This is a genomic window from Rhodococcus sp. P4_C10 (genome assembly GCF_056402135.1).
Genome location: NZ_JBFUHZ010000002.1, coordinates 177,834 through 201,476, shown reverse-complemented (window position 1 = coordinate 201,476; position 23,643 = coordinate 177,834). Strand labels below are relative to the sequence as shown.

At 67.5% G+C, this 23,643-nt stretch carries 21 protein-coding genes; 7 read left to right on the top strand and 14 right to left on the bottom strand.

All coding sequences use genetic code 11. The annotated features are described in order from the left end of the window. Positions 1-102 precede the first annotated feature (102 nt). Positions 103-366 carry a DUF1876 domain-containing protein gene (locus AC1DWC_RS02030; RefSeq protein ID WP_477838825.1) on the bottom strand — a complete coding sequence of 88 codons (264 nt, stop codon included), beginning with the start codon at positions 364-366 and terminating at the stop codon, positions 103-105. Between the two features lie 242 nt (positions 367-608). Here AC1DWC_RS02030 and AC1DWC_RS02025 point away from each other — a divergent pair, with 242 nt between their 5' ends. Next, entirely contained in the window at positions 609-1,226 is a 618-nt protein-coding gene (locus AC1DWC_RS02025; RefSeq protein ID WP_477905701.1) for an Hsp20/alpha crystallin family protein, read from the top strand. Between the two features lie 19 nt (positions 1,227-1,245). On the opposite strand, the gene AC1DWC_RS02020 is transcribed toward AC1DWC_RS02025, so the two are convergent. The 4 genes from AC1DWC_RS02020 to AC1DWC_RS02005 are packed head-to-tail and all read right to left on the bottom strand — an operon-like array spanning position 1,246 to position 5,707. Next, positions 1,246-2,640, bottom strand: coding sequence for a WS/DGAT/MGAT family O-acyltransferase (locus AC1DWC_RS02020; RefSeq protein WP_477905700.1), 1,395 nt, complete (start codon positions 2,638-2,640; stop codon positions 1,246-1,248). Positions 2,641-2,645: 5 nt separating this feature from the next. Then, positions 2,646-3,659, bottom strand: a complete 1,014-nt coding sequence (locus tag AC1DWC_RS02015; protein ID WP_477905698.1) for an Acg family FMN-binding oxidoreductase — start codon at positions 3,657-3,659, stop codon at positions 2,646-2,648. A gap of 58 nt (positions 3,660-3,717) precedes the next feature. Further along, entirely contained in the window at positions 3,718-4,620 is a 903-nt protein-coding gene (locus tag AC1DWC_RS02010; protein WP_477905696.1) for a 3-oxoacyl-ACP synthase, read from the bottom strand. Then, on the bottom strand, positions 4,604-5,707 hold the full coding sequence (locus AC1DWC_RS02005) for a 3-oxoacyl-ACP synthase III family protein (RefSeq protein WP_477905694.1): 1,104 nt from the start codon (positions 5,705-5,707) through the stop codon (positions 4,604-4,606). Before AC1DWC_RS02005 ends, AC1DWC_RS02010 begins: the two co-directional genes overlap by 17 nt. 248 nt (positions 5,708-5,955) lie before the next feature. On the opposite strand from AC1DWC_RS02005, the gene AC1DWC_RS02000 reads away from it, so the two are divergent. Continuing rightward, complete coding sequence (locus AC1DWC_RS02000) at positions 5,956-7,107, top strand: serine hydrolase domain-containing protein (protein WP_477905808.1); 1,152 nt, start codon at positions 5,956-5,958, stop codon at positions 7,105-7,107. A 211-nt stretch (positions 7,108-7,318) separates the two neighbouring features. Here AC1DWC_RS02000 and AC1DWC_RS01995 read toward each other — a convergent pair whose 3' ends face one another. Further along, a complete protein-coding gene (locus AC1DWC_RS01995) occupies positions 7,319-7,903 on the bottom strand; it encodes a DUF1918 domain-containing protein (RefSeq protein ID WP_477905692.1) in 585 nt (194 codons plus the stop codon). On the opposite strand from AC1DWC_RS01995, the gene AC1DWC_RS01990 reads away from it, so the two are divergent. Together AC1DWC_RS01990 and AC1DWC_RS01985 are read left to right on the top strand one after the other, a co-directional pair. Continuing rightward, the gene (locus AC1DWC_RS01990) at positions 7,883-8,398 is read left to right on the top strand and encodes a flavodoxin family protein (RefSeq protein WP_477905690.1); all 516 of its coding nucleotides are present in this window, start codon (positions 7,883-7,885) and stop codon (positions 8,396-8,398) included. The genes AC1DWC_RS01995 and AC1DWC_RS01990 overlap by 21 nt on opposite strands. Positions 8,399-8,548: 150 nt before the next feature. Further along, a complete protein-coding gene (locus AC1DWC_RS01985) occupies positions 8,549-8,917 on the top strand; it encodes an MBL fold metallo-hydrolase (RefSeq protein WP_477905688.1) in 369 nt (122 codons plus the stop codon). Here the strand turns inward: AC1DWC_RS01985 and ppsA are convergent. Both ppsA and AC1DWC_RS01975 read right to left on the bottom strand, forming a co-directional pair. Next, on the bottom strand, positions 8,829-11,129 hold the full coding sequence (gene ppsA / locus AC1DWC_RS01980; RefSeq protein WP_477905686.1) for a phosphoenolpyruvate synthase: 2,301 nt from the start codon (positions 11,127-11,129) through the stop codon (positions 8,829-8,831). The genes AC1DWC_RS01985 and ppsA overlap by 89 nt on opposite strands. Positions 11,130-11,515: 386 nt before the next feature. Continuing rightward, positions 11,516-12,880 carry a wax ester/triacylglycerol synthase domain-containing protein gene (locus tag AC1DWC_RS01975; RefSeq protein ID WP_477905806.1) on the bottom strand — a complete coding sequence of 455 codons (1,365 nt, stop codon included), beginning with the start codon at positions 12,878-12,880 and terminating at the stop codon, positions 11,516-11,518. 479 nt (positions 12,881-13,359) lie between these two features. On the opposite strand from AC1DWC_RS01975, the gene AC1DWC_RS01970 reads away from it, so the two are divergent. From AC1DWC_RS01970 to AC1DWC_RS01960, 3 genes are all read left to right on the top strand, one after another. Then, entirely contained in the window at positions 13,360-13,620 is a 261-nt protein-coding gene (locus tag AC1DWC_RS01970) for an SHOCT domain-containing protein (RefSeq protein ID WP_477905684.1), read from the top strand. Positions 13,621-13,651: 31 nt separating this feature from the next. Next, complete coding sequence (locus tag AC1DWC_RS01965; protein ID WP_477905682.1) at positions 13,652-14,527, top strand: universal stress protein; 876 nt, start codon at positions 13,652-13,654, stop codon at positions 14,525-14,527. A gap of 150 nt (positions 14,528-14,677) precedes the next feature. Then, positions 14,678-16,147 (top strand): bifunctional aminoglycoside phosphotransferase/ATP-binding protein, encoded by a 1,470-nt coding sequence (locus AC1DWC_RS01960; protein ID WP_477905680.1) that lies wholly within the window; start codon positions 14,678-14,680, stop codon positions 16,145-16,147. A gap of 26 nt (positions 16,148-16,173) precedes the next feature. Here AC1DWC_RS01960 and AC1DWC_RS01955 read toward each other — a convergent pair whose 3' ends face one another. The 6 genes from AC1DWC_RS01955 to AC1DWC_RS01930 all read right to left on the bottom strand — a co-directional run bounded on the left by AC1DWC_RS01955 (position 16,174) and on the right by AC1DWC_RS01930 (position 23,643). Continuing rightward, positions 16,174-19,326 (bottom strand): beta-phosphoglucomutase family hydrolase, encoded by a 3,153-nt coding sequence (locus AC1DWC_RS01955; RefSeq protein WP_477905678.1) that lies wholly within the window; start codon positions 19,324-19,326, stop codon positions 16,174-16,176. Positions 19,327-19,475: 149 nt separating this feature from the next. Next, on the bottom strand, positions 19,476-20,363 hold the full coding sequence (locus AC1DWC_RS01950; RefSeq protein ID WP_477905676.1) for a universal stress protein: 888 nt from the start codon (positions 20,361-20,363) through the stop codon (positions 19,476-19,478). A 217-nt stretch (positions 20,364-20,580) separates the two neighbouring features. After that, positions 20,581-21,372 carry an ABC transporter permease gene (locus tag AC1DWC_RS01945; protein WP_477905671.1) on the bottom strand — a complete coding sequence of 264 codons (792 nt, stop codon included), beginning with the start codon at positions 21,370-21,372 and terminating at the stop codon, positions 20,581-20,583. Next, positions 21,369-22,331, bottom strand: a complete 963-nt coding sequence (locus tag AC1DWC_RS01940) for an ATP-binding cassette domain-containing protein (RefSeq protein WP_477905670.1) — start codon at positions 22,329-22,331, stop codon at positions 21,369-21,371. Before AC1DWC_RS01940 ends, AC1DWC_RS01945 begins: the two co-directional genes overlap by 4 nt. 94 nt (positions 22,332-22,425) lie before the next feature. Beyond that, the gene (locus tag AC1DWC_RS01935; RefSeq protein WP_477905668.1) at positions 22,426-23,382 is read right to left on the bottom strand and encodes a R2-like ligand-binding oxidase; all 957 of its coding nucleotides are present in this window, start codon (positions 23,380-23,382) and stop codon (positions 22,426-22,428) included. 99 nt (positions 23,383-23,481) lie between these two features. Continuing rightward, positions 23,482-23,643, bottom strand: coding sequence for a hypothetical protein (locus tag AC1DWC_RS01930; RefSeq protein ID WP_477905666.1), 162 nt, complete (start codon positions 23,641-23,643; stop codon positions 23,482-23,484).

Sequence of the window (23,643 nt, the reverse complement as noted above, 5' to 3'; positions counted from 1 at the left end):
GCAGATCAGTCACTGATCTGGATGATTCCGATGCTTCCGCGCCGATGCGCGTGCGTACAGGGCCAAAGGCCACCAGTTGCGCTGATTCTTCGGTCGTGCCGGTCAGCGAGCCAACTGGACCGGCTGATGCGTGACGGTTTCGATGTCCTTGGCGGTCGCGGCAACCAGTTGGCTCGCCAGGTCCGCAAGAGCGCGCGCAGTGGCAAGTTCGTCGCCGATCGTCGGCACCTCCGGGTCGGCCGGATCTCGCCTCGCGAACCCGACGCCCACAAGTTTGGAGGAACCGATCTTCAGGGAAGCCAACGACCGAGTCCGACGATCGTGTTCGTTGATCGCCACGTCGATCACCCAGTGCTTGTCGCTCATCGCGTACTCCTTCACCGATCGTGCATTTCAGTGTCGAGGAGACGTTGTGGGCGGGTGCCCGCCTCGTCCTGCAGGCCAGCCTTCTCCTCGCCCGTGCACGGCGGCAGAGCACAAGGTCCTCTGTCGGCCGAGGCCAAACGTCTCCCGGGTCGCGCGCTTCGCAGTTTCAGGGGAATTGGGCCCTTATGCGGCGGGCGTCGCTCGCGCATTGTGGGCCCACCACCACGATCACGGGAGAGGCCATGAACACGGCAGTCGGCTCTGGTTCAACGGGCGGTTCCGGAACGAAGCTCGTCGTCGGAATCGACGGCAGTCCCGGTGCCCTGCACGGCGCGGCCTGGGCGATGGAGGCCGCTGCCGACGCTCGACTACTCGTACTCGGGTCCAAGCCACCGACTCTCGCCGATGCCTCCATGGTTACGACCGCGGCGTTGATCGCACACTGCCAATGTCCGGTCGTCATCGTGAAGCCCGGGCCGCCCGCCGGCGGTCCGGTCGTCGTCGCGGTGCGCTCGGCCGATGAATCCGACGCCATCGAGTTCGCCTTTCACCAGGCGACGCTACGAGGAGGCCGCCTGCTCGCGGTCCACTGCGATAGATCCGGCCACGACACACCGCTGACACCGGATGTCCTCGCGACGTGGCTGGAGACGGCCAGCCGTCGCCACCCGCGAGTGAAGTTTCACTACGGCAGCTTCTACCGGTCGATGCCCCTGCCGGCCGGCGCCAAGGAGGACGACATCGACGCCACCTACACCGATGGAATCCTGACCGTCACCGTGCCGGTGTCCGAGTCGCCGAGCCCGGAGAAGCACGTCGAGATCAAGAAGATCGCCGCGACCGGAGACGACACGAACTGACGCTGGTCGCCGACAGCCCCTATCGAGACATCGGTGTCGACGAGCCGGATGCGGTCACGAGAGACGCCACCGCGCGTTCGATTGCCCGGGCCAGGTCGCCGAGGTCGGCCGTCGTGTCGTAGTCGCCGGTGAGTCCGAAGGTGAGGCGGTCGTGGTAGCTGAGGATCGCAATGCCGATACGCAGGCGCATCGCAATGGGCACGTAGGGGAAGACGTCGAGGATCCTCCGCCCCAACAGGTGTCGGACGTCGCGTGGTCCGGGAATGTTCGTGGCAACGGCGACGACGCTGCGCTGCGGGTAGCGAAGGGCAAGTCGCACAGCCCATGCCATCGGCATGAACGGCCCGTACTGCGCCAAGGACGTGAACGCCTTACCTCCGTCCGCCTCGCCCTGGTTCTTGTGTGCGGCGAGCCGTTCGTGCACCGCGACCAGGCGTTCGATGTCGTCTTCGATGTCGACGGGAAGGAACGGCAGCATCAGCGAGACCTGGTTGTGTGTCGAGTCACGGTCGCGTCCGGAGCGCACCGACACCGGTACGAGGGTTCGCGCCGCGTGGGCGTCGGGCTGCTCGCCTCGTTGTAGAAGAACTGTGCGTAGGCCGCTCGCGATTGCCGAGAGGGCGACGTCGTTGACCGTGACGTCGTAGGCGTCGCAGATCTTGCGGACATCCGCCATCCTGACCCGGGCCCCGCAGTACCGACGCTGCCGGCCGATCGGTCCACTCAGGGAGGTGGTGGACGAGGTGGTCACCATCTCCGCCAGCAGCCGTGCGAGTCCCCCGACAGCGCCGGCGGCCACGGCTGCGATTCGCTGTGGCGCGCCCACCACCGTGGACAGCAGGCGAAGCTGACGGCGTGGAGACATCAGGGACTGAGCGGACTCCGCGAGTCGCGCGGCCCGCGGCGGCGTCGTCTCGGGCTCCGGGGTCACCCGCTCGTCCGGCTCGTCACACATGGCATCGAACAGCTTCGTCCCGGTGATGCCGTCTGCCAGACAGTGGTGCAGCTTGGCGAGGATCGCCCACCTGCCGTCGGCGAGGCCCTCGACAACCCAGCACTCCCATAGCGGATGGTCGCGGTCCAGTCGGTGTGCCATCACCCGTCCTACGAAGCCGAACAGTTCGTCGTCCCCTCCGGGCTCGGGGAGCGCGACGCGTCGCAGATGCCGGTCGAGGTCGAAGCTCGGGTCATCCGCCCACGAGGGTGCGTCCACGTCCAAGGGGGCGGTGTGCAGTTTCTGCTTCGCGTGCGGAAGAGCCAGCAGACGGACGGCGACGGCCTCGCGGAACTCGTCCTGGTCGGGGGCCGGGCCTTCGACGATCGAGAGTGCCCCGATGTTGAGGCTGGCGTGTCGATCGGAATCCTCCGTCTCGAGGAAGCCCGCGTCGAGGAAGCTGAGATTGTCGGATGCCATCTGTCTCACCTCGGCTTCGGGTGGTCGTCGTCCGGAATCGAGTGTTCCCGGAAGAGCACTTCCGACAACGGCCGTCGAGGAGTAGCCGATGCCGGTTCGGGTCGGGAGCTCGTCCCGACTCTGACCAGCACCTGGGGTAGACCGTCGGCAGCCGAGAGCTCGCGGACACGGGTTCTGGTGGTCTCCTGCTCGGTCAGGTGCGTGATCGGGCAGGTGGCGAGGCCGCGGGCGGTGCAGGCGAGCAGAACGGCCGACAGTGCCTCGCCGCATCGCAGCCAGTCCGACCGCGAGTCCGCGGGCGTGGAGAGAAGGAGGATCGCGGCGCGGTCGTCCTCGGCTTCCGAGGTGGAACTACCCGGTGGGAAGTCGCGTCCGACCGCAACGGTGCGATTCGACTCGGACGGCAGCGATGCGGACGGGATGCCGTCCGGGTACGACGAGTGTCCCGCCCACCATCGAAGTTCCGCCTGGTAGGCCAGGTTTCTCCGACGTTGTCCGCTAATGCGGCGCGACATCGCCTCGAGCTCGGGGCGACTGCGCTCGCCGAGGTCCTCGAGACGCGCGCCGGCCTTCTCGGCGAGTGCGGTCAGATCGTCGAGAGTCCGACTCCACTCCGTGGGCGCGGCGAGGGGCAGCCGCTCGGTTCGCCGCCGGCCGATGGCCAGAGCCAGGGTGGCGTCGAGGTCGGTGACCTCCGCCGTCTGACGAAAGCCGATGGTGGCGAGAAGTTGGCGGTCCGCGGACCTCGGCAGCCGTTCGATCACGACAGCCCAGTGTCGAGCAGCGAAAGCGTACTGAAGGTGATTGAGCGCTGCCCCACAGGACAGAACCATCTGTCGACCGAAATCGTCGGTGGCCGGCAACAGTCGGTCGGTGTCGGTGAACAACATCAGGTGGTTGCGGGTGTCGACCCACCGCCAGGGCTGGCTGTTGTGCAGCGACGGTGCCCTGCAGGCGAGTGCAACGGCCGATTCGACTGTCCTTCGGTTCGGGACCGTCGGGATCGTCAAGAGTTCCATCGCGCACCTCGGGTCATTTCAGCACTGCCGGATTCTGGCGCTGCGGTCTGATTCCCGATCACGATGTCCTCCGCACGGTGTCCGGCTCCGGCGGCTCCTCGTAGAGGGCGGCTCCTGCTGTCACACCCGCCCCCGCCGCGACGATCAGCGTGCGTGTGCCGGCCACCATGCAGTGACGGCCGCGGCCGAGCGCGCCGACCAGCGCGGCGGTGTGCATGCGGACGTCGTCGGCCACGCTGATCCGGCTCTCGGGAACTCCCAGTCGGGTCGCGAGCGCTGCTCGGTAGCCCGGGCGGGCCGGTGCGGCCACGATCGCGTCGACTTCTTCGAGGCCGCGCGAGGCACGTGCAAGGCACGAGGTGACGGCCGTGGCGGCCGCCGACGCATAGCGCTCGTCCAGGGCGTCGGACTGGTTGATCCGGAGGATGTTCCGGTTGTCACTGTGACCGACTGTCGCCCGGAACGAATCGCCGTCGTCGGGCTCGTTCACCCAGTTCACCGGACCCAGCCCGTAGCCACCGCCGCTCCAGCTGCACAACACCGCTCCCCCGGTGGCGGAGAACGGAAAATGTTCGCTCATGCCGTGGCCGGGATCGGCGTCACTGGCGACGACGAGCGCGCACCGGATCGCATGCGAGCGCAGGAAGCCGTCGACGATCTGCAGGCCCGTCAGCACTCCGCAGGTGCCGTTCGCGACGTCGAACGAGAACGTGCCGTGGGAATCGCTGTGCGGGTCCTCGGGATGTGCGCCGATGTCTTCCTGGATCATCGCGGCGAGCGCGGGCTCGCCGAGGTTCCGATCCCGGTACAAGCCCGTGTTGACCAGCAGGTCGAGGTCGTTCGCACTGCGACCGGCGCCCTCCAGGCAGGACTTCGCCGCGGCCACGGCCAGGTGCAGGGCGCTGTGCCGTGATCCCCACCGACCGTGCACGATCTCCAGTCGGTCAATGAAGGTGCCCATAGCCTGCCACCAACTTCTCGTCGATTTCCACCAGGACGATTCCGATCTCCAGACCCGACGCGAGGGCGATCAACGCAACCGTCTCCCCCGGCTGGATTCGGCCCGCCTCGAGTTCTTCCACCAGTGCGACGGTGTGGGTCGTGGAGGCCGTGTTCCCGTACCTGTCGACGGTGATGACGGCGTCGTGCCGGGGCGAGTCACCGAACGTCGCCTTCACTTCGGCCATCCCCTTGCGGATTGCTCGAGCAGAGGTCTGGTGGGTGATCACGTGGTCGATGTCGTGAATGGACAGGCCGAGGGTGTCGAGGACCTCGTGCAGCAGAAGGGGGGTGTCTGCGATGGCGGCCTTCTGGATCCCCCGTGAGTTGGTGAACATTCGTGCGCCCGGATCGTCACCCTTCGGGTACGCGAGGCACAGCCGGCTGTAGTCGGCCACCGTCGTGAACCCGGCGAGCCGGATCCCGGCGGACCCGGCAGGGGCTCGCTCGAGGAGCAGCGCGGCGCCCGCGTCGCCCAGGGTCAGCGACGCCAACTCGTTGCTCATGATGTTGTGGATGTGTTCGGCCGCGTTCTGGCCGAGCTGGGAGATGTACTCGCCGCTGACGATCAGGGCCCGTTCGATCAGTCCCTGCCGAATCCAGTTGTTCGCCACGGTGACACCGGTCAACATTCCGGCGCAGGCGTTCGCGAGGTCGAAGGTCATCGCCGTGTCGGCGCCGATGGCATGCGCCACCGCGCAGCTCATGGTCGGTTCGAGCCACTGGGTCAGCCCGTCCCTGAACTTGGTGATACTGCAGCTGATCACGACGTCGATCGATGCCGCGGTCCGCCCGGCATGCTGCAGCGCATCATGCGCTGCAGCGGTGGCGAGTGTGTAGGAGTCTTCGTCTCCGACCGAGATCCGGCGTTCGTGGATCCCGGTCAGTCGTTCGAGATCGATGTGCGTCGTGTGGCGGGTGCCCGCCATCAGGTCGTCGGTTGTCAGCCGCGTCGCCGGAAGATGCCGGCCCGCACCCGCCACCCGGGTGCGGAAGGGCAACCGACCATCCGGGTTCTGGGTCTCCATCACGAGCCAATGCTTGACCATCGAACTGCCACCTCCGTGCATCTACGATCTCGCAGCGCGGGGCGTACTGACCAGAGCATTTCGGCCTCTGTACGGGTCCGCCGGGAATCCCCCAGGGGTATTTCAGCGTTGTACAGACCGGCAGGGGACGTGTGAGCGCGGCCCCCGAACAGCGACGAGCGGACACGATGACGCACGCACACGAAAGGTCGGACAAGAGCCGGTCCGGACGCTCGGACTCCCGCGGCGGGCAGCATGCCCCGACTGCGATGGTCGTGTCGCCCACCTTCGCGCCGTTGGCGGATCGCTTCTTCGGGCTTTTCGACCGGACGTCGGACGGCGGTGGCGCTCTGGCGGTGTACCTGCACGGTGAACCGGTCGTCGACATCTGGTCGGGCTGGTCCACTCCCACCACGCGCTGGCAATCGAGCACCGTCGCGGTGTCGTTCTCGACCGGCAAAGGCGTCGCGAGCACAGTCCTCCACCGCCTCGCCGACCGCGGGCTGATCGACTACGACGAAGCGGTCGCCGAGTACTGGCCTGAGTTCGCGACCGCGGGCAAGGACTCCATCACGGTGCGTGAACTGCTGAGCCATCGGGCCGGACTCCATCGCGTGCGTGGCCTGGTGCCGGGCCGCTTGGCGCTGCTGGATCACGACGGGGTGGCGGCCGCGCTGGCTGCGGCCGTCCCCGACCGGCGGCGTGGTGTCCTGCCCGGCTATCACGCGGTGACCTTCGGGTCACTCGTCGCCGAACTCACCACCCGGGTCACCGGAATGTCGTTCACCGACTTGGTCCGCACCGAGATCGCAGACCCCCTCGGCATCCCCGAGTTCTGGTTCCAGGTGCCCGACGACGAGCGCCGGCGCATCGCGAGGCTCTTTCCGCGGATCACTCCCTTCGGGATCCCCTGGGAAGTGGCATCCCTCGTCCTGTCGCGGACCCCGGTCCTCCACAACCTCGCCGCCGCGGGCATGCCGGAAGGGTTCGACGAACTCGTCCGGAACCCGGCTATCCACGACCACGTCATGCCCGGCTGGAACGGCGTCTTCAGCGCCCGCGGCCTGGCCCGCATGTACGCGGCGATGTCCAACCGGGGAGTGGTGGGCGGCACCCGATTCCTGAGCGAGGCCGGCCTCGCGCAGATCGGCGAGGTGCAGACCACGGCCCGGGACTACGTGCTCGGTGTCCGGATGAACTGGCGGCTCGGTTACCACGCCGCGTTCGTCGCGAGCCGAACTCAGTCGCCCTACGCGTTCGGTCACTACGGTCTCGGTGGCTCCGGGGCCTTCGCCGACCCGGACACGGGGCTGTCGGTGGCGTTCGTGACCAACCGGATGGGAAACACCCTCACCCCCCTCGCCGACCTGCGGTTGGCCAAGCTGGGCGCGGAGGCCGAGTCGATCGCGAGGCGGCTGTAGCCCGGACGCGAGCTCCCCCGGGACATGAACGGCTTGCTCCTCCTCCACGACAGGCCAGTTCACCCTGTTCAAGGCCGACCGGCGGACATCGTGGCGAAGTCCACCGCGGACTCGATGGCCAAGGCGCTGAGCTCACTTTCGTCGACACCGACGACGATCGCCTGCCGGTTCGCGAGAGCGTTCATGTCCGACTCCTTGTCCCGCTTCACACTCAGCTCGCGTGCGGTCTTCGGGCGATCGCCTGCTGGAGCTCCACAATGCGGCGCCGCTCGCGACTGTCCGTTTTCAGCTTCTCGGCGGCGGTCACCACATGCGCGTCCGGTCCCGGAAAGACGAGCGCCTCGTGGTCGTTGCGCAACCATCTGACGAAGTACGGCGGCCCACCGCCCGCCGAACGGACCTCGACGATCTGTCCGATCTCGTCCGGTGCGCCGACGATTGTTCCCTTCATCACCAGCCAGTCCCCCGGTTCCGCGTGCATTCCGTTCTCCGTCCGCCACCACCCGACAAGATCGGTATTTGTGTGTCGCCGTTCGATCGTCGCGCCTAGCGCCACACCGAGGAAGAGGCTTTGGGCACCTGTCGGGGCCTCGGCATCACCCGGTGCGGTCTCACCGACGTGGGAGCGGATCGACGAAAGAAGTTCGGCCACAGGACTTTGTGCTCTGCTCCGGCTGTGGTGGTCGATGGAACACTGAGAAGTGAACCCGAGTCGGAGGATCGCACCCAGTCCGTGGTTCGGGTCCGACCAGTGCTCGGCACAGGAGGAATCGTCATGCGCACACTCGTCGTCCACGAGTCGATGTTCGGGAACACTCATCGCGTCGCGGAAGCGATAGCGCGGGGCATCGCACCGTTCAGTTCGGTCAAGGCCGTCCCGGTGTCGCAGGCACGGGACGAGGACCTGTCTGGATACGACCTGGTGATCGTCGGAGGGCCGACACACGTACACGGGATGAGTCGCGAATCGACACGTCACAGCGCGGAGGAGACGGCCGGCAAACCCGACAGCACGGTGACACTGGAACCGGATGCAGCGAGCGAAGGCATCCGGGAATGGCTTTCGTCGCTTCCAACCACACACGGCAAGGCAGTCGCGTTCGACACCCGAGTGGATGCGCCCGCGTTCCTGACCGGGAGAGCATCGAAGGGAATCGGGAGAAAGCTTCGGCACCTGGGATTCGATCTCGTCGCGGAGTCGGAGAGTTTCCTCGTCGACAAGGAGTCGCGCCTCGAGGACGGCGAAGAGACTCGAGCCGAGCAGTGGGGGCGCTCGCTTGCACAGCAGTAAGGGTGCTCACCAGCGTAACCGCGGTGACGCTCTGTCCATTTCGGAGAAGGAGGTCGCCATGGCGAAGGGCGTGAACCTCACCTTTCACGGGGCCGCGAGGACGGCAACCGGCTCTTGCATGGAGATTGTGTCGAGGGCAGGCACATCCGGGTGGACTGCGGCCTGTTCCAGGGATCGCGCAGCCTCGAGACGCTGAACTACGGCGCTCTTGCCTTCGCGCCGGCGGCGATTGACGCAGTTGTCCTCACCCATGCACATATCGACCATTGCGGCCGGTTGCCCAAACTAGCGGTGCTGGGCTTCGACAGGCCGACCCGCCCGGTTCCAATCGAGGAGTGGTTCGAACCTGAGTCACGGGTTCCGCGCGCGGGCTCTGCCCAGTTCACGGTGGTCGATCTCGAATGCGCCGAGGCCGACCTCGACCCCGGGGCTACTGGCTGCGTCGAGCGGCCTCGAGCAGGATCCGTCGTTCGGCGGCGGCCACGGTGCGCCGGGCCGCGACCGCCCGGTCGGGAGTGACCGAGATCGAGGTGATGCCGCGTCGGACGAGATGCTCCACCAGCTTGGGATCCTCGGAGACGGCCTGTCCGCACAGCGAGGTCGTCATCCCGCACGCTCGAGCCTGTTCGAGGATGCGGTCGATGGCGGCGAGGACCGCCGGATCGGCGGTGTCGAACAGGTCACTGCACGTTGCCGAATCACGGTCGACGCCGAGTACCAGCTGGGTGAGGTCGTTGGTTCCGATCGAGAGCCCGTCGATTCCCAGGCGCGCGTACTCCGGGATCCAGTACTCGACCGACGGCACCTCCGCCATGATCCACCTGTGCATCGTCCGGTCTGCCCCCAATGGATGCGCGTCGATCTGGCCGAGGCACTGCTCGAGTTCCCATCGCGTGCGCACGAACGGAATCATCAGGTGCACGTTGTCGTACCGCTGGCGTACCGCGTGCAGGACGTCGAGATCCAGTCGGAACAGCTCCGGGTCCCGGATGTACCGGAAGCAGCCGCGGTAACCGATCATGGGGTTGTCCTCGTCGGGCTCGACCTCGCCACCTCTCAACCCCGCGAACTCGTTGGATCGAAGGTCGACGGCGCGGTAGACCACGGGCCGGGGCGCGAATGCGGCGGCGATGGTGGTCATGGCGGCGACCATCGCGTCGACGTATTCCTCACGCCGGCCCTCGGAAATCATCAGCGAAGGGTGCGTACCGTCGAGCGCAGTGGTGATCATGAACTCGGCCCGGATCAGTCCGACGCCGTCGACATCCATCGCCGCGGCGGTCTCGGCGACCTCGGGTGACGCCAGATTGACGTAGAGCGAGGTGGCGGTCACGACCGCCGGTGGCCCAGGCACGTCCAGCGTGGCCGCCACGGTTGCCACGCCGCCGCCGGCGGTGTCCGTGCCGGTGGTGGAGAGCGAGGTGACATCGCCCTCGTAGACGTTTCCGGAACCGCCGTCCACGGTCACCAGCTGACCGTCCGCCAGGTCGGTGGTTGCCGTCCGCGCGCCGACAACGACTGGCCGGCCCAGCTCGCGACCGACAATGGCGGCATGGCAGGTGATCCCACCGCCGTCGGTGACGATTGCGGCCGCCCGCCGCAGCGTCGGAACCCAGTCCGGTCGCGTCATCGGGGCGACCAGGATCTCGCCGTCGGCCAGCCGACCGGCTTCGCTGAGGTCGTGCAGGACGCGAACGTGTCCACACACAACCCCCGGACCGGCAGCCAGGCCACTGGCGAGGACCACCCGGCTCCCGTCCACCAGCGTGCCTTCCGATGCATCGGAGCGATCGAGGGTGGTGATGGGCCGCGCCTGGACGATCCACAGGTGCCCCTTCACGAAGGCGTACTCGATGTCCTGGGGTCGGCCATAGTGGGTCTCGGTGGCTGAGGCCAGCGACGCGACCTGCCACACCTGATTGTCGTCCAGGACCCGCTCGTGCAGCGACTCGGTCGGCAGGTCGACCCGAGTGTCGCCATAGGTCCCCGCCGTGATCTCGAATCCCTGCGAACCGAGCCGCACCTCCGCCAGCTGGAAGTCTTCCTTCGCGACCACGTACATGTCGGGTTCGACCTGTCCGCCCACCACCACCTCGCCCTGACCGAGCGCCGCCTCGATGACGATCCGGTCGCGGTCCCCGGTCCTGGGGTCGGCGGTGAACGCCACGCCCGACCGGTCCGCCGGAACCATGGCCTGCACGATGACGGCAATGGAAGGTTCGTCGTCGAGGCCGTGCACGTTGCGGTACGCGATTGCCCGGTCCGACCAGAGCGAAACCCAGCAGTTCCGCACCGCGTCGAGTACGGCGTCGGTACCTGTGACGTTCGTGTAGCTCTCGTGAATTCCCGCGAACGACATGTCGAGTCCGTCCTCGGCGGGCGCCGAGGAGCGCACCGCAACCGGTACCGACTCTCCGAGCAAGCGATATGCCTCGACAATCTCGTCGCGCAGCGGCTCCGGAATGCTCAGCCCCCGAACGAGGTCGCTGGTCGACTCGGGGCTCTGGCCGGCGGCGGTGGCCGCTCGTACGCATTCCCGGAGGCCGGCGGCGTCCAACGCCTCCAGGTACGCGGTCGCGGACACCACGAATCCGGGCGGCACGGGGAAGCGTGCGCGTGTCAGTTCTCCGAGGTTTGCCGCCTTGCCCCCCACCAACGGCGAATCCTGCAATGTCACCTGGTCGAGTTGTGCGACCCTCCGGTAGTCGGTGTCCGGATGTTGCAGTGTCATGGCGTCGTCCTCTCGGTTCCCTCCAAGCGAACACCCTTCGGGCACCACTTTCCGAGGGGAGAAGGTCACCTTGTCGCGTTGCCTGTTCGGTGCAGTCCCGCGGTCGAGTGCGCCGACCCGGCCGACGATCTTGGTCCATCGCATCGATGACCACCGGCACTCGCCACCTGTCCCAACTCGAAAGAGACTGAAGCGGAGACACCACTCAGAAAGCAGGTTTCGGGCGATCCGAGTACGTGATGTGTTCACGCGCAGTGTGGTGACGGTCCGACCGGACACCCCACTGCGAGAAGCGGTTGCGATGCTGACCGACCGGTGCAGGCACTCGTGCTCACCGTCGCCGGTGTCACGCGAGTGGAGATCGAGGAGCCCCGCACCACGTGACCTCACGTCCCGGGCGCGACGCCCAGGGCGCAGACCTCGCGAAATCCCGCATCCAGGGACTCCGTCAGGCACGAGAGGTCCGGCACCGCCGCGCAGTCCGCGTTGACTCCGATCGAGCAGTGACCCAGGTACGACAACAAGGTCACGTTGAAGGCCGCGCCGAGCGTGGGGCTGAATGCGTAGTACTCGCAGATCTCCGCGCCCGCGAGATACAGCGGGATTGTCGGGCCCGGCACGTCGGAGGCAACGAAGTCGACATGCTTGAGCATGCTGCCGAGGATCCTCGCCGGGAACAGATTGAGAACCGCCGCGATCGACGACGAGTGCGCCACGGCGGGTTCGTCACGCCACGCGGTGACCGTTCGCCGGACGGCGCGCATGAGATCACCGGGATCCGTTGCGACCGTCGGCAGGGTGAAACGGGCAAGGGTGATCCTGTTGCCGCCCAGCGGATCCGACTCGACGCGCAGGCTCATCGGAAGCGTCAGACTCAGCTCGGCGGCCTCGGCCCCGTGGAGTGCGTGATACCGCTTCAACCCGAGCAGGACGGACGTCAGAAAGGCGTCGTTCATCGTGCAGCCACCCGCACTTGCCGCGCCGCGAAGACCGTCGAGGGGGATGTCGAGTACTGCGAACTGCCTGCGAGTGCTCCGTTCGGTCATGACCGGTGACAGCGTTGTGGTCACCGGCCGGGTGAAGCGGGCGACAGAGCCTGCGACCGTTGCCAGCCGACGCACCGTCGACAGTGGTGCCGTCAGGATCCGGGACATCCCCACCGAAGAGGACATGCCCTTCCGGAGGAGCCGGACGCCGGTGTCGAGATGCCACGACAACGTGGTGAGCGCAGGCCACCGCCCATCGGCAGGCTCCGGCACGACAGCCTGCGGAGCAGGCCCTCGGTCGGTGCCCGAGCGGGTGAAGTCGACGATCTCGTTGGTGATCTGCATTCCGCCGACCCCGTCGGTCAAGGCGTGGTGCACCTTCATCACCAGCGCGGCCCGGCCGTCGGACAGTCCCTCGAGCACGGTGAACTCCCACAGCGGCCGGTCCTTGTCGAAGGCACTCATGCCGGCGGTCCTGGCAAAGTCGAGGACCGCGGCCAGTCCGCCGGCCGGCGGCACGCCTGCTCGTCGGAGATGCCAGGACAGGTCGAAGTCCGGGTCGACGACCCAGCGCGGCGGCGCTAGTCCGATCGACGTGCTGACCGCCTTGTACCGGAAGATCGGGACGGCTCTCGTGCCGCGCTCCATCAAGCGAACGAACGCGTCCCAGTCCGGGACCCGGTCGAGAAGCGCGACAGCCACGATCGTCGATCGCAGCACCGGGTCCTGCTCCATCCGCCACGACAGCAGGTCGGTCTGCGTCATGTACGGGTCGGTCGGCTTCGCCACGGGGTCACGCTCCGTATCGCGGGTGCTCGTCACTGTCCAGTGTTGCCCTTCTCGGGCGGCTTCGACACGGCCGAAGGTCCTCCATGCGGTCGTGTCGAAGGTCGTTCCGCGAGTCAGGCCACGGGCCATCCCAGCGAGTTTCCGACGGGTACGTATCAGAGGGTTGGGTTGCCACCCCATGTCCTCCACAGCCGGACAGACACCGGCGGGTAACCATTCATCGTGCAGCCTCCTCCTCCGCGATGCCTATTGATCCTGCGCTGTCGCCCGTAGAAGGGTCAGGGCAGAAGGTCCCCACACCTCGCGCTTGCCCAGGGCACGCAGCCAGTGGTACTTCCGCCCCGAATCAGGGCAGAAGGACCCTGTACACACACTCGAGCCCGGCGGACAGTTGTCCGAAGACGGCACCCCGCGAATGCGGATCACGCCGACCCGGGAAGAGGCAGTCGGAAGTCATGGACATGTACTGGAACGGTCACAACCCGAGCGGCTGGATGTACGCGTACATGGCCATGGGCTTGCTGGTGTTCGTCGTCCTGCTGGTCGGGGGAATCATGGCAGTGGTCTGGTTCCTGAATCAGGGACACCAACCGGCCGGCCCACCGCCGCCGCACCATTCCGCCCAGCAGTTGCTAGCCGAACGGTTCGCCCGGGGAGAGATCGACGAGGAGGAGTTTCGCGCGCGCTCAGCCGCATTACAGGGGCGGCAGCCGTGACGACGCCTCGGCACGGCGTGATCGGAGCACAGTGACCTACGACCCGTGCACCACCGGACCTGTCGTCGTCGGAATCGACGGATCCCGCTGCGCGATTCTGGCGGCGAAGTGGGCAGCGACGGAAGCGGCGGCGCGGCAGGTCGAGCTCCGACTGGTCCACGTCGTCGCCGACGCCGACGCCACGCGTCGGGCGGCACAGCAGGCACTGACAGTCGCGGCGGGCGCGGCGCGGACGGTCGAGGCCGTCGAGGTGGAGACCGCCGTCGCGCTCGGGCGTCCGCACTCGACGCTGCTGTCCCAATCCCACTCCGCCACCATGGTGGTCGTCGGCTCGGTCGGCGTCGGGTTCTTGCCCCGCATGCTGCTCGGCTCCACCGCGGCCGCCCTGGCAGTGGGAGCGAGCTGTCCGGTGGCGCTGGTCCGGGAGGACCACCACGTGCGGCCACGGAGCGCACCCGTGATCGTCGGGGTGAACGGCACCCATCTCGACGACACGCTCGTCGGGGCGTCGATCCACGAGGCGCGGATCAGGGGCACTCACGTGCTCGCGGTGCGGGCCGAGTACTCGATCCGGCGGGATCCACACGGGGACCGGGAGCTCGGCGTCGCGGACAACTTCGAGGAGGAGATTCGCGGGCGAGCCGAACGATGGCAGACGGCGATTCCAGGCGTCCGTGTCGACACGCTCGTTCGGCAGGGAAGCGCCGCCGAGGAACTGTCGACCTTGAGCCGGCACGGTCAACTTCTCGTGGTCGGCAGCCGGGGGCGCGGTGCAGTCGCAGGCACCGTGCTCGGCTCCACCAGTCAATCCCTGATCTACCACGCCCGTTGTTCGGTTCTCGTCTATCGGGAGCACATCTGGGCTCCGCCGCGAACCTCACCTCAAAGAATGAGAGGATTCCCGTGACCGTCACCGTTCTCGTCGCGTACGCAATCCGCGGACGGCTCGACCGCCGAGATCGCGCGGCGCACGGAGGTGCCACCCCGAGTCGATTTCGGAAATCGTCCGATCGGTGCGCCCGCGGGACCACCGGCACGAGCCAGGCCCGGGAACCCGATGACCGACAGCGGTGAACTCGACGCACAGATTCGGGAGACACACACCGGTGTCGTGGTCCTGGTGGGCAACCGTGCCTACAAGGGCAAGAAGCCGGTCCGCACCGCCTTTCTCGACTTCAGCACCCACGAACTCCGCGAGTTGGCCTGCAGGAGAGAACTGGAACTCAACACCCGCCTCGCGCCCGACGTCTACCTCGGCGTTGTGCACCTCGTAACGTCGGATTCCGGTCCGAGGGAACCGGTCCTGCTCATGCGCCGCCTCCCGGACGCGTTCAGGCTGTCCGCACTGGCTGCCGCCGGCGAATTCGCCGACGCCGATCTTCTGCCGGTGGTCGAGCAGATCGCCCGCTTTCACGCCACTGCGCGCAGGGGCGCCGTCGTCGACCGGGAAGGATCCGTCGAGGCGGTCGGTCGGCGATGGCAGGACAACATCGACGAGATCGGTTCGCTCCCCGGTGATGTCGTCTCGCACCAGGACCTCGAGACGATCTCGTCGATGGCCCGTCGCTACCTCGACGGGCGAGCGACACTCTTCGAACGTCGGGTGTCGGACGGGAACATTGTCGACGGCCACGGGGACCTGATGGCGGACGACATCTTCTGTCTGCCGGACGGGCCGAGGATCCTGGACTGCCTGGACTTCGACGATCGGCTTCGGTTCGTCGATCGCATCGACGACACCGCCTTTCTCGCCATGGACCTGGAGTTCCTCGGCCGACACGACCTCGCGGACGCGACGCTCGCGCAGTACCGAGAGCTCGCCGGCGACGAGGCCCCGGCATCTCTGGCGCACCACTACGTCGCATATCGCGCGCTCGTCCGGGCCAAGGTCGACTGTGTCCGAAGTGCCCAGCGCCTGGCGGACGACAATCAGGACGCCACCCGGCACTTCGCACTCGCGCTCGGGCATCTCGGCGAGGGCGCGGTGCGCCTTGCGTTGGTCGGAGGCCTACCGGGAACCGGGAAGTCGACCCTGTCGGAGGCACTCGCCGAGGCGGTGGGTGCGGTGCGAATCTCGAGCGACGAGGTGCGCCGACAACTGCGGGACACCGGCGAGTTGTCCGGAGAGCCGGGCGTCTACGGATCCGGGCTGTACTCCCCCGCGTCGACCGCGCTGGTGTACTCCACGCTGCGCAGGTACGCGGAGGATCACCTCCGGCTCGGACACTCGGTCGTCCTCGACGCCTCGTGGACCGACTTGCGTGAGCGCGAGCGGGCGCGAGTACTGGCCGAGCGCGTGAGCGCCACCGTGGTGCCCCTCGAGTGCCACTGCCCGCGGACAGCGGCGGCCGCACGGATTCGGAGACGGACCCCGGGGTGGTCGGACGCCACGGCCGAGACCGCGGACCGGATGGGCGCGGACAGCGACCGGTGGGGCGAGTCCACCCGCATCGACACCGCTCGGACCCTCGCCGACTCGACAGCGCAGGCGCAACGGGTCTGGGCCGGTGCGCCGTTCGTGTGTTGACCGAGCAGGTGAAGTCAACCGCACGCTCAGCGCCGGGCCGAGACTGTGACCGACGACCCTGCGGTGAGGAGGTGAGTCTCGTCATGGATGTTCACCCGCACGGGCGCCGCGGCGCTGGGGCTCGTCGTGACGGTCACGGTGTCGCGGCCGCATCGAAGGTGCAACCAGTGGTCGCGATACCTGATGTCGAACTCCAGGGCGTTCAGCTCGGCAGGCAGTTGGGGGTGCAGCCACAAGGTGTCGCCGCGTACGTCGAGGCCCGAATAGCACCGTTGGAGAAGGTCGATGCCGCCGGCCATCGCGCCGAGGTGGATACCCTCGCGGGTCGTGCCGCGGAACATGTCTCCCAGGTCTGAGTCGAGCGACTCACGCAGCATCTGCCACGACTCCTTGCGGTTGCCGCGGGCCAGGACCCACGCGTGACTGACCCTGCTCAGGGTGGACCCGTGCGAGGTCCGCGCCAGGTAGTACTCGACGGTGTCGGGGATGGATGCCGGGTCGAACTCGTACCCGAGGCGGGTGACGAGACCGGTGAGCTCCTCGGCGGTGAAGAGGTAGAGCAGCATCAGCACGTCGGCCTGTTTCGAGACCTTGTACCTGTTGCACGAGTCGCCCTCGGCTTCCAGGAGCAGGTCGAGCCTGCCGATGCTCCCGTACCGTGCCCGGTAGTCGTCGAGGTCCAGTTCGTCGAGATCGCCGTATCCCCTGAACTGGCTGAGGATTCCGTTGTCGAGGAACTCCAGCCGCAGACGCCGGCTCAGATGCTCCCATTCGCCCCGCTCGGCGGCGGTGACGCCCAGCTTCGGCCACAGCCCGAGGTCCTCGCCCAGTATTCGACCGGTGTCGAGTACCCGTGCCAGCGACCACGCGGTCATGACATTGACGTAGGTGTTGTTGTCGATTCCACGCCCGGGGAGGTCGGGATAGCCGTCGTGGAACTCGTCGGGCCCCATCACGCCGCACAGGTCGTACCGGTCCGTTTCCGCGTCGTAGGTGGCCAGACTCGACCAGAATCGGGCGTTCTCGACCAGCAGTTCGGCGCCGAAGGTAGCGAGAAAACCGAAGTCCGCAGTGACCTCCCAGTAGTGCCAGACATTGTATGCGACAGCGAGATTGACGTGGAACTGCCGGGCGGAGTTGTCCGGCACCCAACGACCGGAACGTCGATTGAAGAATGCGGGAGGAGTCTCGTCTCGGCCGTCGCTACCGCTCTGCCACGGGAAGGCGGCCCCTCCTCGTCCATAGGTTCGCGCCCTGCGCCTTGCCTGGCCCAGCCGCCGAAAGCGGTACTCCAGCAAGGCTCTGGCCAACTCGGGTAGACGAAGCGTGAGGAAGGGCAGGACGAAGATGTCGTCCCAGAAGACGTGCCCTCGGTAGGCCTCGCCGTGCAGACCTCGCGCGGGCACCCCGACATCAAGGTCCGCAGTGTGCGGTGACAGCGTCTGCAGCACGTGAAATATCTGGACGTTCGCGGCGAGTCGAAGTTCGGCGTCGGCGTCGAAGACGACTTCGCAACGGCGCCAGAGGATGTGCCATGTCGCTTCGCTCGCGGCCAGCAACTGGGCGAACTCCGGGGCATCCGCTGCAGCTTGTCGGGCCGCGAGCACCGGTTCCGAGATCGCGTGGTCACGCGAGGTGTAGGTCGCCACGATCTTCTCGATCAGGATCTGGGCCGACACGGCGACCGCGAAGGTGAGTTCGTCACGCACAGCGGCCGGTTCCGTGACCGTCGTTCGCTCAGCCTCCATCTCGCCACCGTCGGCAAGTCGGATCGAAGTCCTGGCCGCCTGCGCCACCCGCACCCGCGACTGATTCGTCTCGACCTCGAGCCAGATCTCCCCGCCCGCGGTCGTCCCGGTCTCCGGAGCGGTGAGATGTCGGCCCTCCAGACCGTCGAACTCCGCGACATTCGAGTTGCGGACCCCGCCGTCGAGTCCGCTCCGGACGGTCATCCGCCCGGACCAGTTCTCGGCGACGAGTACCGTTTCGAGCCCAGCGAGATGCGGCGAGTTCATCGACACGACCCGGCGTTGCCTGATCCGGGTGCGGCGACCGTCTCCGTCCCGGACCACGCTCTCCCTGATCAGCACCCCACGGCGAAGATCCAACGTCACGTGGTGGTGCAGCAGTTCGTGACTGCCCGGGCGCAACCAGGCGCCGCCCTCCGCCTGGAACGTGAAGTCCAGCCAGTTCGGCAGGTTCACCATGCTCTCGTCTTCTCGCGTCACCCCGTCGACGACCGACGACACCCGGTTGTAGCAGCCCGCGAGATACACCCCGGGGTAGTGCGTTCCGTCTGCGCGCGCCTCCGGCAACGCGCCACGGGTGCCGAGATACCCGTTCCCGAGGGTGAGCAACGCCTCCCTCGTCCCCTCCGTCTCGGGATCCGCCCCCTCGTAGGTCAACAGCCACGGCGAGGTCGTCTCGACCGCGCAGACCCCGCAGGCCGGGTCGGGGTCGCCGGCCTGCCGGACAGCATCCGAGACCCCGAGGTCCAGGACCTCCAGATCGTCCACGACGACGTCCGCACCGCTCTCCTGCAGCGCGGCATTGCGGTGGTCACGGTCGATCCCGATCACGAATCCGAACCCGCCGGAACGTGCCGCGCGCACCCCCGCCGACGAATCCTCGACCACGACAGCGCGACGCGGTTCCACGCCGAGCCGTCTGGCCGCCTCCAGGAACATCGCCGGGGCGGGCTTGCCCGGCAACCGCAACCGGTTCGCGTCCACGCCGTCGACGCGGATGTCGAACTCTGCGGTCAGTCCGGCCGCGTCGAGCACCTGCCGGGCGTTGCGGCTTGCGCTGACCACGGCGGTGGGGACACCACCCGCGCGGAGCAGTCGCAGTACGTTGACAGTTCCGGCGAGGATCGGCACCTCCTCGGTGGCCAGAAGGCGCTGGAACAGCAGGTCCTTGCGAGTCCCGAGACCGTTGAGGCTCGCCTCGGACGGCGGGTCCGAGGCACCTCCCCTGGGAAGGTCGACTCCCCGTGACCTCAGAAACGTGCCGACGCCGTCCGTGCGCTCCCGGCCGTCGACGTAGCGGAGGTAGTCGTCGAGGGTGAACGGCGACTGATCGGCGCCGAGACCGCTGAGGTAGTCGTCGAACATCTGTTTCCACGCCGCCGCGTGCAGGGTCGCTGTGTCCGTGACGACCCCGTCAAGGTCGAACACCACGGCTGAGAACTCTCGGCCACAGATGTTCGCCGTTGCACGCTGACTGCCTACGAGGGCCATGTGCCCCTCTCCGCATCCGCGACCCCACACCGGACCTGGCCACTACCCATCCTGCCACCCGGTCGTCGAGCACCGCAGGGTTCCTCGATTCAGGGCCGTGAGTGAACGATCAGCAACGGGCAGGTGACCGAATGCAACAATGCCCTGCTGGTGGAGCCGAGCAGCAGGCTGGTGAACCCGCCACGGCCACGGCTCCCCACGACCACCAACTGCGCGGACGCCGAGAACTCGACCAGTGCCTGCACCCCGCGGTCCTGAACCACGACCCTGCGGACGGCAACTTCCGGAAAGCGCTCGCCGAAACCCGCCAGGCTTTCCGACAGCGCGGCCTCTTCCCGAGTGCGGACGGAGGTCCAGTCGAAGGTCCGGTCGCTGCCGAGGAAGTTCGTGACGTTGACGTCCGACCACGCGTGTACCGCGATCAGTTCGGCGCCGCGCAACGACGCCTCGGTGAAGGCTGCCACGACCGCCGGCTCGCTGTTCTTCGTGCCGTCCACACCGACCACGACGGGCCCACCCACCGCGGCCTCCGGGTCCGACAGGGTGCGGATCACGGCGACCGGGCAATGCGCGTGGGCGGCAACCGCGGTGCTGACCGATCCCAGTAGCCCTCCGGTGAACTCCCCGAGGCCACGCGACCCGACCACCAGCATCCCCGCGTCCTTCGAGCGGTCGATCAGCACCAGGCTCGGCTGGCCCGACAACAGCTCGGACTCGATCGTCAGCGGTCGTCCCGACGCCGCTTCGCGTGCGAGGTCGGCAGCGCGTGCGAGCCGGAGCTTTCCTTCCACCTCCTGGTCGTCGAAGTAGGTCGGTGGCATCCCGATCGGAACCCCGTACGTGCCCGCGACGAACACCGTGGCGACCAGCAGCAACGGCGCATCCCTGCGTACCGCGTTCTCTGCCGCCCACCACACGGCGTCGTTCGAGGACTGGGAACCATCGACTCCGACCACGATCGGCGGGTTTACCAACATGTCGCTCTCCTCGGATTCGTCAGGCGGGTGCTACGGCCTCGGGCGCCGCTCGATCCTTCGCAGTTCGATCCTTTCCCGGGCAGATGGTCGCCGAACAGGGGCAAACGTCCCCAAGAAGTCGGCACTCGTCGCCGAATTCGTCGGACCCGCGCGTCGGTGTCGGCTGTCGCCGTTCGGCAGGCCGCCCAGCCCGGTCACGATGTGGAGCGCCGGCCCGTCACGAGGTCAGCGTCCGCTCGTACTTCCGCACCGAGAGCGGCACGAAGATCAACAGCAGCAGGACGATCCACGCCAACGAGTACAGCGCCGCGTGCTGCAACGGCCAGGCGTCGGGCGCCGGCACGGCGGGACTGGTGTTGCCGAACAACTCACGGGCCGCCTGCGTCACCGAGGAGACGGGGTTCCACTCGGCCAGGGTGCGGAGCACGGTGGGGAAATTGTCGGTGGGGACGAAGGTGTTCGCGATGAACGTGAGCGGGAAGATGACGATGAACGACGCGTTGTTGACCACCTCCGGCGTCTTGACCGAGAGCCCCACCAGCGCCATCACCCACGACATCGCGTAGGCGAACAGCAGCAACAGTGCGTACCCGGCGACCGCCTCGAGGAACGACGAGTGGATCCGCCAGCCCACGATCAGGCCGGTGATCGACATGATGACCACCGTGAGCACGTTCGTGCCCACGTCGGCGGCGGTCCGGCCGATCACCACCGCCGAGCGCGCCATCGGCAGCGACCGGAACCGGTCCATCACCCCCTTCTGCAGGTCCTCGGCAAGGCTCACGCCGGTGATCGTCGCGCCGAAGATGACGGTCTGGACGAAGATTCCGGCCATCAGGAACTCTTTGTAGCTGACGCCGGGCACCGCGATCGCGCTGCCGAAGACGTAGGCGAAGAGCAGCACGAACATGATCGGCGACAGGGTCGAGAACACCAGCAGGTCGGGGACCCGCTTGACCTTGATCAGGTTGCGCTTGGCGACGATGACGGAGTCGCGGAGGATCCTCACGACGCCTCGCCTGCCTGCTCGTCCACCACGTGCCCGGTGAGGCTGAGGAACACGTCGTCGAGGTTGGGCCTACGGAGGCCGACGTCGAACACCGCCAGGTCCGCTTCCTTCAGCCGGCTCAGGGCCTGCGCGAGATCGTCGATGCCGCCCGAGACCGGGATGCTGATCCGGCGGGCCTGCGCGTCGGTGGTCGGCGGCTCGATCCCCAGCGATGCCAGCAACTCGCAGGCGCGCGGCGCCTGCGTGAAGTCCTCCAGCACGAATTCCAGGCGCTCCCCGCCGACCCGGCCCTTGAGTTGGTCCGAGGTGCCGGCGGCGATGATCGACCCCTTGTCCAGCACGATGATCGAGTCGGCCAACCGGTCGGCCTCCTCGAGGTACTGCGTCGTCAGCAGGATCGTCGTCCCGTCCCGGACGAGGTCGGAGATGAAGTCCCACATCCCGATCCGGCTGCGCGGGTCCAGGCCCGTCGTCGGTTCGTCGAGGAACAGCACACGGGGACGCCCGATGAGACTGGCGGCGATGTCGAGACGTCGGCGCATACCGCCCGAGTACTGCTTGACGGTGCGATCGCGGGCGTCCGTGAGATCGAACCGGGCGAGGAGTTCGTCCGCGCGCCGCCTCGACTCGAACTTGTCCACCCCGAACAGCCGTCCCACCATCTCGAGGTTCTCGAACCCCGTCAGGTACTCGTCGACTGCGGCGAACTGCCCAGTGAGCCCGATCGACGCCCGCACCTCGTCTGCCTGGCTCGCCACGTCCAGGCCGAACACCGACGCGCTCCCCGAGTCGGCCCGCAGGAGGGTTGCCAGGATCCGGACGGCGGTGGTCTTTCCGGCGCCGTTCGGACCGAGAACCCCTAGGACCGTTCCCTCGGGGACGGTGAAACTGATCCCGTCGAGCGCGAGCGTCTTCCCGTATCGCAGCACGAGGTCCTGGACCTCGACAGCATCCGCCATGAAGCGTCACCCCTCCCGGACACCGGAACGTGAACGCCAGTGTGGCCCTGTCGTCGAGGTGTCGCCACCGGGAGCGAGTTCCGGGCGAGCCGGGCTACTTCGCCACGTCGGCGAACGCGGCGTCGTCCTCCTTGCCGAACTGGTCCTCGAGCACCTCGGGCGAGTAGTCGACGTCGATCTCCTCGATCGGCCGGCCGCGGGCCGACTCGATGGCCCCGAGCCGGCGCTGGGCCCGGTCCGCGGCATAGGTGACGAACTCCTCGGGGTCGAGGCCGAACGGCTGTACCTCGAACTGCTCGTTGACCCAGTTGATCATCCCCAGCGCCAGCGGCATCAGCTCGCCCATCCGCTGCTGCACGACGCCCCAGTTGGCGTCGTCGGCCGCCACGTGCCGACGGCAGGTGAAGGTCCCCCACGCCATGTGCCGACGCTCGTCGTTGCCGATCAGCCGGATCAGCTCCTGCATGCCGGGCAGGATGTCCCACTCGGTGCAGACCTTCTGCCAGGCGTAGTAGCCGGTCAGCGCGAGGCTGCCCTCGATCACGTGGTTGTAGGTGACGCTGGCGCGCACCTGGTTCGCCGGGCTCGGGTCCGTCTCGAGCAGTCGCAACGAGCCGGGCAGCTCCTCGTAGAACAGCTCGCGGTAGAAGGGGTTCTCCGCGACGAACGGGTGCAGGTCCCGGTCCAGCCCCACCGCGTCCATCCAGTGCCGGAAGATGGCGAGGTGCTTGGCTTCTTCGAAGCAGAACTGGGTCAGGTACATCTCGTCGCCGAGCCGGCCCTCCATGGACATCGCCCGCATGAACGGCTGGATGTCCTCGGTGACGGCCTCCTCGCCGGCGATGAACTGGGTGCACAGGTAGGTGGCGCTGCGCTGCTGCTCGCTGGTCAGCCCCGCCCAGTCCTGCGCGTCCCGGCTGAAGTCGACGGACCGCGGATCCCAGAAGTGTGCGTTGCCCTTGTCGAAGAGCCGCAGCGGGAACGACTCCCAGTTCAGGCCGCCCGCGCGGATCGATCCGAATCCCTGCCTGAGCTCTGGCGAAGCAGTCATGGCCGCACTTCCCGGAAGGTGTGACGGACACCCGGTCAAGTGTCCTGGGTCACACCCAAGCTTGACATGCGTCCAGGCCTTGTCAAGGACCCGACGGCCTCACGCGCCGAGGACCGTCAACCCTTGCGGCCGCAGGTTCATCGACTCGCAGCCGTCGGCCGTCACCACGACGATGCCGATCGACAACCTCGGCCCGTGCAACGGACCGATCCACGTCGACTTCGAGACCGATCCCGCCCGGCCGGGCAACCTCGCGGTCAC